Origin of the sequence: Desulfuromonas versatilis (genome assembly GCF_019704135.1) — a bacterium.
In the GTDB taxonomy this organism is placed as follows: domain Bacteria; phylum Desulfobacterota; class Desulfuromonadia; order Desulfuromonadales; family NIT-T3; genus Desulfuromonas_A; species Desulfuromonas_A versatilis.
Genome location: NZ_AP024355.1, coordinates 263,368 through 277,610 on the forward strand (window position 1 = coordinate 263,368; position 14,243 = coordinate 277,610).

Consider the following 14,243-nt stretch of genomic DNA (forward strand, 5'->3'; position numbering starts at 1 on the left):
GATCCGGTTTTTCGATCAAAGAGAACTTATCCGGGACTGTTAGCTGGATTTCGCCCAGAGGGCCTGTGATTGTCGAATGAGCGGACAGTCGCCGAAAGAGCAGGATGTCCCAGGTTCGCTGAATGCCTATGCAACCACTGGTAAAGGCCAGTTCGTAAAGCATCTTGGCACTGCCTCCCCCAATTGGGAAAAATGAGGTGAGCCAGCAGATCGTGGCTCAGATATTCAGCGACGTGTTGAGGGGGGTGTATTGCATTTTAGCTATTGATCTTGCTCCGGAGAGTCCTGGGACCGTTGCTGAGAACCGCTCTCCTGTTTACGTTTTTGCTTTTCCTCTTTTTTGGCTTTCTTTACGAGCTCCTTCTGGCGCTTCTCATATCCGTAATTCGGTTTTCTGGCCATTAATTGCCTCTTTCGGCTGGCGGTTCGTACACGTTCATGCTTGTAGACTGGAGTCCGGTTTCACGAACTGACGGATTTTAGCAAAAGGGCCCCGCGGTTTTACGCGAGGCCCTTTACGAGTTTATGCAAAATCCTGCTTAAATTTTGCGTACGTTGGACGACTGGGGACCTTTCTGGCCTTGGGTAACGTCAAAGCTCACGCGATCTCCCTCGGCGAGAGATTTGAAACCGTCGCCCTTGATTTCAGAAAAATGAACGAACACATCAGGTCCATTGTCCTGCTCGATGAAACCAAAGCCCTTTGCGTCGTTAAACCACTTCACTGTGCCTTCTGCCATTTTCTTCTCCGCGTTCCCGTATGGGAACTCTGTTGTTGTGAAAATCTCGACTGCCCAAATTAAAAAAACACACGCCCAAGTGGGCCTGTGTTATTAACCCAGACAGACACTTTGTCCATCTGGTGAGCAACAAAAATCATACACAAACTTGCTTAAGTAATCTCACCGTAGCACGTTCGACTTTCGAAAAGCAAGGCCCAAAGACAGTTCTTTTTACAGGTTGCCTCCGCTCTTGCGATGGTTTTCGGGCAACATCGGCTATCACCACGTCCAGCATCTGACACCCGAATTCCCAACTGCCGGCTGAAGCAATGCTGCGAAGCCATCCCCGCGCGCGCAGACGGACCGGCCCTCACCCTCCGGCAGAGTCCCTCCGGAATCCGCCTGACGTTCTGGGATGATGGAGATTTCGGACAGCAAGCTGCGCAGCTGCCACTGCCCCGCCACTTTCGCGGGCTCTTGGCCCTCGATAGGATCGATGTGCGGCAGGTACCAGCGCCCGTTGCGGCCAAGGACCTCGAGTTCCTCTCCCTCTCGGAGCTGATGACTTCGACCAAGATGCCTTCAAGGTCCGGCAACTCGAAGCTCAATTTGAGTTCGTCGCGCCTGGGCCGAGTTTGCGGGTCGTCAGGTCCTGTCGAGGATCAGAACCGGGATCCGGTCGCTCTGAATGGGCGCCCCTTACCCCAACGGCCAGATCCAGAGCAGCATGGGGAGGCTGACACCGACGACCAGAATTTCCATGGGCAGGCCAAGCCGCCAGTAGTCGCCGAAGCGGAAACCGCCGGGGCCGAGAATCAGGGTGTTGTTCTGGTGCCCGATGGGGGTGAGAAATGCGCAGGAGGCGCCAATGGCCACGGCCATGAGAAAAGTGTCGGCATTGAGGCCAAGCTGCGCGGCGGTGCTGATGGCGATGGGGCACATCACTGCGGCGGTGGCGGCATTGTTCATGAAGTCGGAGAGGGTCATGGTGACAATCAGAATCAGCGCCAGCGCCGCCACCGGATGACCCTGGGCGATATTTTCCAGCAGGTTGCGCGCCAGCAGATCCGCCGCCCCCGTGGTTTCCATGGCGCCGGCAACAGGAATCAGCGCGCCGAGCAGGACGATGACCGGCCAATCGACGGCTTCATAAACCTTGCGCGGCGGAACAATGCGCAGCAGCATGAACACCAGCACCCCTGCGGCAAAAGAGAGCGCCGCAGGCACCAGACCCAAAGCGGCGCCGCCGATCGCCGCGATCATCACCGCCGTGGCGATGGAGGCCCGGCCTTTGTCCGGAATACTGATGGAGCGCGCGGCCAGGGGCACACAGTTGAAGGTAGCCGCAAATCCGGAGAGGGCTTCCTGCGCGCCCTGCATCAGCAGAACATCGCCGGCCTGTAGCGACGCCGTACGCAGGCGCTTGATTGAGCGCCGTCCCTGCCGGGAGATGGCCAGCAGATTCAGGCCGAAGCGGGTGCGCAGCTGGATGTCGCTGGCAGAGCGCCCGGCCAGGCCTGAATTTATCATTACGACCAACTCCAGCAGCTCGACTTCGTGGGCCTGGAAATCTTTCTTTGCATCGTCGGCTTTTACCTCGGGATCAGGCGTCCCTCCCTGCTTCTCCGCATCCTCTGCAGCCACCCGAACATCTTCCGCCAACTCCAGATCGTGATTCGACAGAACGCCAGACAGGGCTTCGGGGTCGGCCTCGATGACCAGAATGTCGCCCTCGCGCAGCACCCGTGCGGGGTTGGGAGCCGAAACCCGAAAGTCGTTGCGCACCATGCCCACAACCTGGGCATCGGCCTCCTCCATACCCTGCTCGAATTCACGCAGCGTCTTGCCCACGGCCTTGGCTTTGGCGGTGATGCGAACCTCGGTGAAATAGGTGCCCGTATCGAAGCTCATCCCGCTCGCCTCCTGCCGCACCGGCACCAGGCGCCAGCCCAGCAGCACGATAAAGGCCGCGCCGACGGCCACAACGGCCAGGCCCACCGGCGAAAAATCAAACATGCCGAAGCTGCCCACCCCGATTTCGGCGCGAAAGCCGGAAACAATCAGGTTGGGCGGCGTGCCGATCAGCGTTGTCATGCCGCCGAGGATGGTGCCGAAGGCCAGGGGCATCAGCACCCGGCCCGGAGGGATCTCATGTTTGGACGCCACCTGGATGGCCACCGGCATCAACAAAGCCATCGCCCCGACATTGTTCATAAAGGCCGAGAGCAGCGCCCCCAGCCCGATGAGCGCGGCCATGCTCGGCAGCAGTCCCGCTGACTGGGGCAAAAGGCGCTGGGCGAACGCGTCGACAGCCCCGGTCGCCTGCAACCCGGAACTCAGCACCAGCACGCAGGCAACGGTGATGACCGCCGGGTGCCCGAGGCTGACGAAGGCGCTTTCAACCGGCACCAGGCCCGCGAACACGCAGGCCAGCAGGGACGCCAGGGCGACCACGTCGTGACGCCAGCGTCCCCAGAGAAAAAGCCCGATGGTGGCTGCCAGAATGGCGAAGATGATTGTTTGATCCTGGGTCATGGCAGGGCCATCCTTTCCAAGCCAAAATGCTGATCCCGGCCCGGTCTCAGGGCGGGAATCGACGCCAGCCAGCGAAGAATTCTTCGAAAGATCTCGGGTTCAGCGGGGGATAGCGAGGTTCCTTCTGGATCACAACCCAATTCTACCCTTTAAATACATAGGGGTTACTGCTTTTTCCCCCGTTGAGGGTCTCTTTTCTTTTTTTGATTTTTCATTCCAGGTTTTGATTAATCTGTTTTGCCGAGAAAATCATTCCAGCCTCCGGATTTGTGCTCAGGATCATGAGGTTTGCCTATGTCATCAGTCGACAAAGAAATTTCTCCTTGACAGACCTAGACCGACCGGTCTACTCTGGCCACATGACAAGACAACGCGACACCAAAACTGAACTGATCAAAGTCGGCATGGAGTTGATTGGCGCCCAGGGTTATAACGCCACCGGTATTGGTGCCGTGCTGAAGCAGGCGGGCGTGCCGAAGGGCTCCTTCTACCACCATTTCGAAAGCAAGGAAGAATTCGGTCTGGCCATCATTGAGGCCTTTACGGAAAGATTTCTGGCGCGCCTCGATGTTTTCCTTTCTGATGATACGTTGACGCCGCTCAACCGTCTGCGGGTCTTTCTGGAAAAAGGGCTGGCGCAGCTCGAGTCGCACAGCTTTAACACCGGTTGTCTTATCGGTGATCTCGCGCAGGAGTTGGCGGCGCAGAACGAGCGTCTAAGGAATCGCCTTGACACCGTTCTGGCCTCTTGGAGCGAGCGTTTTTCCGCCTGCCTGCATGAAGCACAGCAGGTGGGGGAACTTCCATCGTCGCTCGACCCGGACATGGTCGCCGGTCTGATTCTCTCGGGATGGGAAGGGGCGGTACTCCGCTCAAAGGTGATGAAATCCCCGAAACCCGTTCGCGAGTTCCTAGACATCCTCTTCGCGGTTGTTCTGAAGAACCCTTAGACTCTCAACCAGCCTCGCTACAACCTGGCAACGCCACCGGCAAAGCGCAAAAGACGCAGAAGGAGCAAAAACCCATGGCAACGCATCAAATCAGTGACGAGATTCGCAAAAACTTTCACCTTTTCACCGACAACTTCCCCTTCCCCGTGATGCTGATCCATAAGGACCGGACCATCCTGGAGGTAAACAAAACAGCCGAAGACCAAGGCTATCCCACCGGGGTTCGCTGTGTCGAAATGGGGAAAAAAGAGTATCACAAAGTATGCCTTGCTAACCAGGCGCTTACCGACCAGAGCGCCAAGCGCCTCGTGGCATACTTTGACTTCCGGGGGGCCGTTCTTGACACCTACTGGATTCCGCTTGCCGGGAGCGACGACCTCTACCTCCATTTTTCCCCGGACATCACCGAATGGGCGAAGGAAAGCTTGATTCCGGCGAAATGTGAAAGCGGTATTGACTGTTCCGCCTGCAACTGCGGGTAAGGTTTGTCTCTGGGCATTCCGACCTATTTGAGGCCCAACCAAAAAACAGAACCAGATTTATCTGAGGAATTAACAACAGACAGGGAGGCAATCTGCCCATTGCCTCCCTGCCTCTTCCGACCTTCTACGGTTATGGACAGCGTGGTCGCCTGTCTCCGCTGTAGCTAGGGCATTAGAAAAACAGCAGTCTTCCCCCCTTCAGTCCCATCCGATCGAAAGTCCATTGCGGGTTACATTAATTTGAGTCAAATCACTTTGAATTGAAGAACCGGCGCTCTTTGATAATCTTGATGATATTCTTGGAGTCTGCCAAAATGAACATCCTCCTAATCTATCCAGAGTTTCCGGATACCTTCTGGAGTTTCAAGCATGCGCTGAAGCTGGCTCACAAGAGAGCCTCTTCGCCTCCGTTAGGACTTCTCACGGTTGCTGCGATATTGCCGCCCGACTGGGGTAAGCGCTTGGTTGACCTGAATGTCACCAGACTTACAGCAAAGGATCTGGCCTGGGCTGACGCAGCATTTGTCAGCGCCATGTTGGTGCAAAGGGAGTCGGCCCGTCAAATCATTGCCCAGTGCAGAACAGCCGGGATCCGGATTATCGCCGGGGGGCCGCTCTTTACGAGCGAATGTGAGAAGTTCGAGGAGGTTGATCATTTCGTCCTGAATGAGGGGGAGTTGACTCTGCCACCCTTTCTGGCCGATTTTGCCCGGGGCGAGGCCAGGCGCGTCTACAGGACCTCCGCGTTCGCAGACATTCAGAATTCGCCCGCTCCCCTGTGGGACCTGATCGACATCCGAAGCTATGCCGCCATGAGCCTGCAGTATTCGCGGGGCTGCCCCTTCCATTGCGAATTCTGCAACGTAACGGCCCTATATGGTCACCAGCCCCGCACCAAGAGCACTGCCCAGGTGATCGCCGAGCTTGACCTCCTCTATGGCAGGGGATGGCGGGGGAGCGTTTTCTTTGTCGACGACAACTTCATCGGCAATAAAAAGCATCTCAAGGCGGATTTATTGCCTGCCCTCATCGCCTGGCAGAAGAACAGGGGCGGGCTTTCCTTTTACACCGAAGCCTCCATCAACCTGGCCGACGACGCGCAACTGGTGGAAATGATGGTCGAGGCTGGCTTCGACACGGTCTTCATCGGTATTGAAACGCCCAACGAAGCCAGTCTTGCCGAATCGGGCAAGCGGCAAAATCAGAGCCGAAACCTGGTCGAGGATGTTAAGCGCTTGCAGGCGGCGGGGTTGCAGGTCCAAGGGGGGTTCATTGTCGGTTTCGACAGCGACACTCCGACCATTTTTCAAAGCCAGATCGATTTTATTCAAAAAAGCGGGATCGTCACGGCGATGGTCGGCCTGCTGCAGGCGCTTCCGGGCACGAGGCTTTACGAACGTCTGAAAAGAGAGGGTCGCCTTCTCTCTGATTCGACGGGGGATAACGTCAGCATATCGACCAACATGATTCCAAAGATGGACCTGGACGCCCTGCAGGAGGGGTACAAAATGATCCTGCGGACGATTTACTCACCCGAAAGCTACTATCAGCGCGTCAAAGCCTTTTTGCAGGAATACCGCCCCCCAATGGTTCGATCCAGGATGAGCCTTGGCTACAAGATGGCCTTGTTCCATGCCCTTTACCGCCTCGGGATACTGGGCAAGGAGCGCCTTTTTTTCTGGAAAGTCCTGCTCTGGACCCTTTTAAAGCGGCCGCGATTATTTCCTCACGCCGTCACCCTGGCGATTTACGGCTACCATTTCCGAATCATCTGCGAGCGTTATATTTTGCAATGAATGCCGCCCTTGTTCAGTAGCCGAGTTCGCGTTTGTTTTTCAAGTAATTTCGAAGCCTTATAAGCCAGCAAGGGATTTCTGACCCCAGCAATCGCAATCCGGTCCATTAGAGAGTGAGGCTTAGGATGTGTCCAAAGGAAAAAACTCTGCCCGAGGGTGCCCGTTTGGCCAAATTTGAGCGGATTTTGGAAACAGCCACCGATGGAATTGTCACCCTGGACAAAGAGGGGAGGTATACCTATGCCAATCCAGCCGCGGAGAGCATCCTGGGCGTTCCCCGGGGTCAAATCCTTCAGCGAACCTTTGACCATGCCGCCTGGAAGCTCTCAACGCTAAAGGGAGAGCGCCTTCCCAATGACGAAACCCCGTTCAAGCGGGTGCTGCAGGAGAACAAGGGCGTCTATGGCCTGAAGCTGATCATCGAGCGGCCCGACGGGGAGAGGGTAATCATTTCCACCAATGCCGCACCACTATTCGATGCCGCCGGGCACTTCGACGGTGTGGTGGGGGTCTTCACCGACGTTACCGAACAGCATGAACTCCAAGAGCGGAATAAAACCTTTCATCATACAGTGGCCCACGACCTTCGAATCCCGCTGACGGTGATTCAGGGACATGCAGAAATGCTGAAGGACGCCCTTCGGGAGGGCGGCGTCAGGGGCACCATTTTGCAGAACGTTGACGGGATTCTGGAAGGCACCGAGAAAATGGAGAGAATGATCCAGGATCTGGTGGATACCGCCCGCATCGAAGGCGGTCAGGTCCACCTGGAAAAAGAATCCATCAACCTTGAAACCTTTGTATGGTCACTTCTGCAAAGATCTCAGGAGATCATTGACATGAACCGCCTGATAACTCAAATCCCCCAGAATTTGCCTTCCGTATCGGCAGACCCTGGTCGCCTGGAGCGTATATTTCTGAATCTCCTCAGCAACTCCGCTAAATTCTCACCGCCCGAGAGCAAGGTTATTATCCAGGCTCGTAAGGTTGGGGGGGAAATCATTATCTCCATCACCGACCACGGAATGGGGATCACCCCCGAAGATTGTTCTCGCCTTTTCAAGCGCTTTTTTCAGGTCAGGGACTCCCAAGCGTCCAGCGGAGTCGGCCTGGGTCTGTATATCGCCAAGTTGCTGGTAGAAACCCATGGGGGACACATCTGGGTTGAGAGCAAATTAGGCGAAGGGAGCACTTTCTATTTTTCATTACCCGCTGAAAACTCTACTTTTTAACTGTCTGCTTGACGGGAAAGAGTACCCAGGCAATCTGCGTAGAAGACGACAAAATTATCCTGGCCACGGATGCCGTTGCCCCGGCCTCCTGACCGAGGGGTTTTGCGCCGCTCTCGATTATTTCCCCGGGGAGGTTTGGATGGGCCTAAACGCGGAGAGTCCTCGCTGAAAGAGGGAGGAATTCAGGTGCCGGCGGGTGGAATGACATAGTAAAAAACGGCAAAATAGTGACAGACACTTCCGGCCAGAACGAAAAGATGCCAGATGGCGTGATGAAAAAGGAGCCGCTTCCAGGCGTAAAAAATCAGACCGAAGCTGTAGAACAGGCCTCCCGCCAGAAGCAGTTGGAGTCCCGGGCCGGGAATCAACTCGATTGCGGGCCTTATGGCGAAGATGAGCAGCCAGCCCATAAACAGATAGAGTAGCGGCGCCAGAATCTTGAACCGATGAACGAAAAAGATTTTGAAAATGACGCCCAGAACGGTCAGCCCCCACACCGCGCCGAACAGCGTCCAGCCCCAGTTGCCGCGCAGATAAACCAGGGTAAACGGAGTATAGGTCCCCGCAATGAGAAGATATATGGTCGAGTGGTCGAGGATCTTGAAGATCCTCCCCCAACGATCATGGAACTTGAAAACGTGATAAAGGGTAAAGGCCGCGTAGGAGAGGACCAGGCTTGCCCCGTAGATGGAACAACTCACGATATGCCAGCCATTGCCGGTGCGGGCCGCATGGATGACCAAGGCTACCAGTCCCGGCAGGCTGAGAAGCCAGCCGACGGCGGGAGCGAGCGTGTTGGCCATTTGGATAGATTTGTAATGGCGCTGGTCCATAGGCAAAAGAGGCTATTCTGAAACAATGAACCCGACGGTCTTTTCCATTTATCTTATCAAAATAAAATAAACACATGGCCGCCCTTGAAACGATTTACCTGGCAGTCGCGCCTGAGCCTGAGAAGTCTTGCTTGTGTCACTATAAAATCACCCGGGTTTGCAGGGCAGATTCAACAGGCGGCCGGCGGCGGTTTGGTCCAGATCGCGTCAATGGTGCTGCATTCGATGAATGACTACGCGATGGCCGACCCGGCAAGCGGGAACTGAGCGCTGGATACCGGCCGCGGCACCCAGGTGTGGTGACTGCGTCGTTACGCAGCCTCTGGAAGGCATTGAGCAAAGGCCGCGGCACCTCGCCGGTGGCCATCCCGCGACTCGACTGTTGCGTTCGGCCCGGCATTTCCCCGGGCGGTGGCTGGTGCGCAACAAGACCCTCTGGGCGTCCTGGGTGATTCGGGGCAAAGGGCAGAGGGTCTTCTTTGGCGACAACCAGGGAGTGTGGTTGCGGGAGCTAAGGGCCCGGCAGACCTGGTTTTCCCATAGATTAGGGCGTGGTAGCCAACCGGAGATCTCCGGGTCCGTGCCCACTCCCGTCCGGGCGGACGGGCAAAAAATCCAAAGGCCGTTTCCTTAAAAGGGTGCGGCCTTGTTCTTTCTCTCCCTCCTTTCGAAACCTGTTGCCGTTCCCTCATTCGGTCCGGGTGCTGGAGTCTTCCCCGACTGGAGAGTTGCGATAGGATTTACTCGGATGGTAAGGTGCAAAGGTGTTTGAACTCTTTTCTGGAAGAAATGGCCATGCCCGCAAAGATGAAACTGACCCATGTCGATCTTCTCAGGCTCTTCGATTCGCCCGAGTATGCCGAAATCGCCAAGGGTTTCAAGGAGCAGAGATACGCAAAAAAGACCATAGTTTGTACCCCTTACGATGAGGGCAATCGGCTATTCATCGTAAAAAGCGGGAGGTTGCGGGTTTTTCTCTCCTATGAAGACAGGGAGTTCACCCTGGCGTTGCTGGAGCCCGGTGACATTTTCAGTACTCATACCAGGGCCTTTGCCGAAGCCCTGGAGGAGTCGGTCGTTCTGTTGGGCAACACCCTGCAATTTCAGCAAAAAATTGTTGAAAGCCCGGAGATCACCCTGGTTATGGTCAAGGTTCTCGGTGAGCTTCTGAAGAACTCGATTACCATCATAGAAGGCTTGGCCTTCAAGGATGCGAGACAGCGCCTGCTTGACTTCCTTGTCAGCGCAACCGAGGACAGGGGGCAGCTTCACCCTGAGGGGGTCTCGGTGGAACTTGGCTTGACAACGGAGGAAATCGCCCTGCTTGTCGGCACCACTCGCCAGACCATCTCCACCTTGCTTAACGACCTGATCAAGTCCGAGGTTCTTGAAAAGCTCGACCGCCGAACGCTGCTGATCAGGGATATCGCCCTGCTCCAGGATTGGAACAGTCTCTCCTGATTCTTCTCCCCCATTCATTTTTTCCATTCCCGGCCCGCTGGAATTTCCGGCGGGCCGTTCTTATTTCTCCCCGATTTTTCCAAACTGTCGCCCTGCCGACAGAACTTACCACGCCTCCACGACTAGAGTAGCCACTAAAGGGCGCAGTTGCGAATCCAAGGCGCCCGGTTGTCCCTCGACGAAAGAAAGGGGAGGTCGGCTGGTGGCAGAGAAAGTGATTTTTCAGCTTCTGATATTTCCGGGCGGGGTTTTCGCCTTGCTATTGGGTCTGCTGCTCAGCGGGGTCGACCGTAAGGTGACTGCCCGCCTGCAGCGCAGGGTCGGTCCCCCAATCCTGCAGCCTGTTTTTGACCTGGGCAAGTTGTCGCTCCCGGGCCCCCCGGGGCAATCGCGGGACAGGGGCGGCATTTTCGCCCTCGCGATCCTTCTGGGGATCGTTGCTGTCGCTTTAGCCGCCGTGCCGGTTTTAAGCGCCGGTATCCACGGGGGAGGCGGCTTTCTTTTGGGCCTGCCCGAGATTGGTTTGCTCCTCGCCGGGCCGACCGTCGCCCTGGTTGCGGGCGAGCGCTTTTCCGGGGCTCACTTTGGGCCGGTCCGTTTCTCCCGGGAGCTTGCCCTGGTGCTGATTTGGGCAGGGGCCCTGCTCCCGGTGCTGCTCAGCGTGGGCCTGCAGGTCGGGGCGGGTTCCGGAGAAACGGTTGCCTGGTCGCTGGCGGCGATCGTCCGCTTCCAGCAGGAGCAGGGCCCGCTGCTTTTCACCCCGGCTCTGTGGCCGGCATTTTTGACCTATCTCTTCTTTATTCCTGCCTTTGCCGGGGAGGGGCCATTCGGACTCTGCGGCGCCGAGGCGGAGTTTGTCGAGGCTCCCGCCCATGAATTCCCGAAACCGGTGCTGGGGCTGTACCTGATCCTGCAGGCGCTGCGGACGGTGGCGGTTCTCGGCCTGGGGGTGGTCCTTTTCTTTCCGCCGGGGCCAGGGGAGGGCATGGTGGTCGGCCTGGCCGGGTTTGTCCTGAAATGCCTCCTGCTGATGCTGGTCTCGTTGACCCTGGTCCGCGCGACATGCGGCCATCTTCGCATTGATCAGCTTTTCGGTCTGTTTTGGAAGTGGCCGGTGTTCCTCGGCCTTTCGAGCCTCGTTCTGGTTTTGATCGCAAGGAGTTGGCCGTGAAAAGCTTCCTGAAGAGAGTCGCCCGCAGGTCCCCCTGGTTGTTTCGCATCAATGCCGGCTCCTGCAATGGCTGCGACGTCGAACTGGTGACCACCGCCTGCATTCCCCGTTACGACGTGGAGAGGCTCGGCTGCAAGTACTGCGGCAGCCCGAAGCACGCCGATATCGTGCTCATCACCGGCCCGTTGACCGCCCGCGTCAAGGAGAAGGTGCTGCGGCTCTACGCGGAAATCCCCGACCCCAAGGTGACGGTGGCGGTGGGGATCTGCCCCATATCCTGCGGGGTGTTTCGTGACAGCTACGCCATCGAGGGGCCGATCGACAGGTACATCCCTGTGGACGTCAACGTCCCCGGTTGTCCGCCGCGCCCCCAGGCGATCATCGAAGGGATCAGCGAGGCGATCAAGATCTGGGGAACCAGGCTCTAGCCGGGGAGGGGAGCATCCGCCATGTTTTCATTTCTCAAAGTTCTCGCCCGCAACCTGATCCAGGGGCCCTCCACAGACCCATTCCCCTTCGGGGAAACGTCAACCCCCAAGGGCTATCGCGGCCGGGTCCGCTTCGACGCCTCGGCCTGCGTCGGCTGCCGCATGTGCGAACACGTCTGCGCCGGGGGGGCCATCCGCTTCGGGGAGAGCGAGTCGGGGCTGCGCTTCACCCTCTGGCACAACAGCTGTACCTTCTGCGGCCTCTGCCGGCACTACTGTCAGACCGGTGCCATCGCCCTTACCGAAGACTGGCACCTGGCCCATCGGCAAGCGGAGAAATACGCCATGGTGGAAGAGGGGACCGTTCCTCTGGTTTCCTGCCTCGGCTGCGGAATCGCGATGATCCCGGTGGCAAGGGAGCTGATGCGCCGGGCCTATGGCGAAACCAACGGGGATATCGACCGATTGAGGCGGCTCTGCCCCGATTGCCGCCGCAAAACCGCAATCACGGGAGCCAAAAAATGCAGGATCTGAACGTGCAGGTAAACGAGGCGCTGGAGCGGGCCCTGTCCGCGTCGCTCGCCATCGACTGGAAATCCGACCACAAGGGGGTGAAAACCGGCTGGTGCCGGCTGCCGGAAAGTGCCCAGCTGCTGCCTGCAGCCGAGGCCTTGTCGCGACTCGGCGGGCGGCTCAGCACCGTGACGGCCTATCTGGCGCAACGCTACCGGGCAGAGGGGCGGCGCGAGATCGCCTACCACTTCGACCTCGACGGCACCACCCTCACCCTGACCATCGACCTCCCCCTGGAGAAGGCGCAGGTCCCCTCCCTGACCCCCCTGTTTCGCAACGCCGACTGGAACGAACGGGAATTCATGGAACTTTACGACATCGAGGTCATCGGCCATCCCAACCCGCGGCGGCTCTTTCTCGACGAGTCCATCGAGCCGGCGGTCTTCGATCGGCTGATCCCCTATTCGACCCTCACCAACGGCGCGGGCAGCCAAACCCTCTGGGAGGCGGTGATGGCCCGCAGCGGCAAGGAGAAGAGCGAATGAGCCGGTATACGATCCCCGTCGGCCCCCTGCATGCGGCCCTGGAAGAGCCGATGTATTTCCGCATCGAGGCGCAAGGGGAGAAGGTGGTGGGGCTGGACATCACCGCGGGGCACGTCCACCGCGGCCTCGAGGCCCTGGTGATGAAGCGCAATCTCTACCAGAACATCACCCTGACCGAGCGGCTTTGTTCCCTGTGCTCCAACAGCCACCCCTGCACCTACTGCATGGCGGTGGAGAACCTGGCCGGCATCCGCATTCCGGAGCGGGCCGAATACCTGCGGGTAATCGCCGACGAGGTCAAGCGCATCGCCTCCAACCTCTTCAACTGCGCCATCCTCGGCCACATCATCGGTTTCGACTCCCTGTTCAAGCACGTGATGGAGACCAGGGAGATCATGCAGGACGTCAAGGAGGCGATCTACGGCAACCGCATGGACCTGGCGGCCAACTGCATCGGCGGGGTGAAGTACGACCTCGACGGGGAACGCTCGGATTATCTCTGGAAGCAGATGGAGCGTATGAAAAAGCCCCTCGAGGAGATCTACGAGCTCTACAGCGGGAACCGCTTCGTCCGCCTGCGGACCGAGGGGGTCGGGGTGCTGCCGAAGGAAGAGGCGCTGCGTTACGCCGTGGTCGGCCCGGTGGCCCGCGGCTCGGGGATCGACTACGACGTGCGCAAAAAGAGCCCCTACGCCGCCTACGACCGGCTCGATTTCGCGGTGCAGACCGAAGCCGGCGGGGACGTTCTCTCCCGGGCCAAGGTGCGGCTGCGCGAGGCGCAGCAGGCGGTGGCCCTGGTCCAGCAGTGCGTCACCGACATGCCCGATGGGCCGATCTGCCTCGATACCCTGCCGGAGATCCCTGCCGGCGAGGCGATCGCCAAGTCGGAGGCCCCCCGGGGGGAGCTGATCTACTACCTGCGCACCGACGGCACGGACATCCCCGAGCGCCTCAAATGGAGGGTGCCCAGCTACATGAACTGGGATGCGCTGCAGGCGATGATGGTGGGGGACAAGGTCTCCGATATCGCCCTGATCGTCAACAGCATCGATCCCTGCATCTCCTGCACCGAGCGGTAGCGAAGGCCCCGCATCGCCGTCCCATAACAGACCTTTGCGAGTGTCGGCCAAGCGACAGACCCGGGGCCGGGGCCCGAAGTACCCTGACCCCGGGATGAAGGTTCGAGGACAGTGCAAGCCTGAGGTCCGGAGGAGGAACCCATGCATGAAACCGCCATCGTCAGCAGCCTCTTCGAGGTGATCCAGCGCCAGATTGCCGAGCACGACATCCCCCGGGTCATCCGGGTGAACCTCAAGATCGGGGATTTCGCCGTCGTCGAACCGATGACCCTGAGGGCCTGTTTCGAGGTGTTCGCCGAGGGGACGGTCGTCGAGGGAGCGGAGCTGGTCATTCAAAGGGTTCCGATCGTTGGACGATGCCGACGGTGCGGTCACCAGTTCGAGGTGAAAAACCACGATTTCCGCTGCCTGGGCTGTGCAAACTCAAGCGTGGAGATGCTCAGCGGCAAAGAGCTCTATATCGACAGTCTGGACGTTGAAGCCTGAGGAGGTCAGA

General features: G+C 58.3%; 14 protein-coding genes. 11 read left to right on the top strand and 3 right to left on the bottom strand.

Translation table 11 applies throughout. The annotated features are described in order from the left end of the window. Nucleotides 1-539: 539 nt before the first annotated feature. Complete coding sequence (locus DESUT3_RS01105; RefSeq protein WP_221250620.1) at nt 540-740, bottom strand: cold-shock protein; 201 nt, start codon at nt 738-740, stop codon at nt 540-542. Between the two features lie 681 nt (nt 741-1,421). Beyond that, nucleotides 1,422-3,257, bottom strand: a complete 1,836-nt coding sequence (locus DESUT3_RS01110; RefSeq protein WP_221250622.1) for an SLC13 family permease — start codon at nt 3,255-3,257, stop codon at nt 1,422-1,424. A gap of 323 nt (nt 3,258-3,580) precedes the next feature. On the opposite strand from DESUT3_RS01110, the gene DESUT3_RS01115 reads away from it, so the two are divergent. From DESUT3_RS01115 to DESUT3_RS01130, 4 genes are all read left to right on the top strand, one after another. Then, nucleotides 3,581-4,207, top strand: coding sequence for a TetR/AcrR family transcriptional regulator (locus DESUT3_RS01115; protein WP_225911590.1), 627 nt, complete (start codon nt 3,581-3,583; stop codon nt 4,205-4,207). A gap of 74 nt (nt 4,208-4,281) precedes the next feature. Next, nucleotides 4,282-4,689 (top strand): hypothetical protein, encoded by a 408-nt coding sequence (locus tag DESUT3_RS01120; protein WP_221250623.1) that lies wholly within the window; start codon nt 4,282-4,284, stop codon nt 4,687-4,689. A gap of 314 nt (nt 4,690-5,003) precedes the next feature. Beyond that, a complete protein-coding gene (locus tag DESUT3_RS01125) occupies nt 5,004-6,485 on the top strand; it encodes a B12-binding domain-containing radical SAM protein (protein ID WP_221250625.1) in 1,482 nt (493 codons plus the stop codon). A gap of 164 nt (nt 6,486-6,649) precedes the next feature. Beyond that, nucleotides 6,650-7,717, top strand: a complete 1,068-nt coding sequence (locus DESUT3_RS01130) for a PAS domain-containing sensor histidine kinase (protein ID WP_221250626.1) — start codon at nt 6,650-6,652, stop codon at nt 7,715-7,717. Between the two features lie 182 nt (nt 7,718-7,899). Here the strand turns inward: DESUT3_RS01130 and trhA are convergent, their stop codons facing one another. Further along, entirely contained in the window at nt 7,900-8,520 is a 621-nt protein-coding gene (gene trhA, locus DESUT3_RS01135) for a PAQR family membrane homeostasis protein TrhA (RefSeq protein WP_264082182.1), read from the bottom strand. A 798-nt stretch (nt 8,521-9,318) separates the two neighbouring features. Between trhA and DESUT3_RS01140 the strand changes: the two genes are divergently transcribed. From DESUT3_RS01140 to hypA, 7 genes are all read left to right on the top strand, one after another. Continuing rightward, the gene (locus DESUT3_RS01140; protein WP_225911592.1) at nt 9,319-10,011 is read left to right on the top strand and encodes a Crp/Fnr family transcriptional regulator; all 693 of its coding nucleotides are present in this window, start codon (nt 9,319-9,321) and stop codon (nt 10,009-10,011) included. A gap of 214 nt (nt 10,012-10,225) precedes the next feature. Next, nucleotides 10,226-11,182: an NADH-quinone oxidoreductase subunit H gene (locus tag DESUT3_RS01145; protein ID WP_225911673.1), complete on the top strand. Its 957-nt coding sequence runs from the start codon at nt 10,226-10,228 to the stop codon at nt 11,180-11,182. Then, a complete protein-coding gene (locus tag DESUT3_RS01150) occupies nt 11,179-11,610 on the top strand; it encodes an NADH-quinone oxidoreductase subunit B family protein (RefSeq protein ID WP_225911593.1) in 432 nt (143 codons plus the stop codon). Before DESUT3_RS01145 ends, DESUT3_RS01150 begins: the two co-directional genes overlap by 4 nt. A gap of 21 nt (nt 11,611-11,631) precedes the next feature. Beyond that, nucleotides 11,632-12,144, top strand: a complete 513-nt coding sequence (locus DESUT3_RS01155) for a 4Fe-4S dicluster domain-containing protein (RefSeq protein ID WP_221250629.1) — start codon at nt 11,632-11,634, stop codon at nt 12,142-12,144. Beyond that, nucleotides 12,132-12,668 carry an NADH-quinone oxidoreductase subunit C gene (locus DESUT3_RS01160; RefSeq protein ID WP_221250631.1) on the top strand — a complete coding sequence of 179 codons (537 nt, stop codon included), beginning with the start codon at nt 12,132-12,134 and terminating at the stop codon, nt 12,666-12,668. The genes DESUT3_RS01155 and DESUT3_RS01160 overlap by 13 nt, the downstream gene beginning before the upstream one ends. Next, entirely contained in the window at nt 12,665-13,747 is a 1,083-nt protein-coding gene (locus DESUT3_RS01165; protein ID WP_221250632.1) for a hydrogenase large subunit, read from the top strand. The genes DESUT3_RS01160 and DESUT3_RS01165 overlap by 4 nt, the downstream gene beginning before the upstream one ends. A 141-nt stretch (nt 13,748-13,888) precedes the next feature. After that, nucleotides 13,889-14,233, top strand: a complete 345-nt coding sequence (gene hypA / locus DESUT3_RS01170) for a hydrogenase maturation nickel metallochaperone HypA (protein ID WP_221250633.1) — start codon at nt 13,889-13,891, stop codon at nt 14,231-14,233. Nucleotides 14,234-14,243: the final 10 nt, after the last annotated feature.

Coding starts and splice junctions, on each gene's coding strand:
- DESUT3_RS01165 (WP_221250632.1), top strand. CDS start 12,665: ATGAGCCGGTATACGATCCCCGTCGGCCCCCTGCATGCGGCCCTGGAA.
- DESUT3_RS01105 (WP_221250620.1), bottom strand. CDS start 740: ATGGCAGAAGGCACAGTGAAGTGGTTTAACGACGCAAAGGGCTTTGGT.
- DESUT3_RS01155 (WP_221250629.1), top strand. CDS start 11,632: ATGTTTTCATTTCTCAAAGTTCTCGCCCGCAACCTGATCCAGGGGCCC.
- trhA (WP_264082182.1), bottom strand. CDS start 8,520: ATGGCCAACACGCTCGCTCCCGCCGTCGGCTGGCTTCTCAGCCTGCCG.
- DESUT3_RS01125 (WP_221250625.1), top strand. CDS start 5,004: ATGAACATCCTCCTAATCTATCCAGAGTTTCCGGATACCTTCTGGAGT.
- hypA (WP_221250633.1), top strand. CDS start 13,889: ATGCATGAAACCGCCATCGTCAGCAGCCTCTTCGAGGTGATCCAGCGC.
- DESUT3_RS01120 (WP_221250623.1), top strand. CDS start 4,282: ATGGCAACGCATCAAATCAGTGACGAGATTCGCAAAAACTTTCACCTT.
- DESUT3_RS01110 (WP_221250622.1), bottom strand. CDS start 3,257: ATGACCCAGGATCAAACAATCATCTTCGCCATTCTGGCAGCCACCATC.
- DESUT3_RS01160 (WP_221250631.1), top strand. CDS start 12,132: ATGCAGGATCTGAACGTGCAGGTAAACGAGGCGCTGGAGCGGGCCCTG.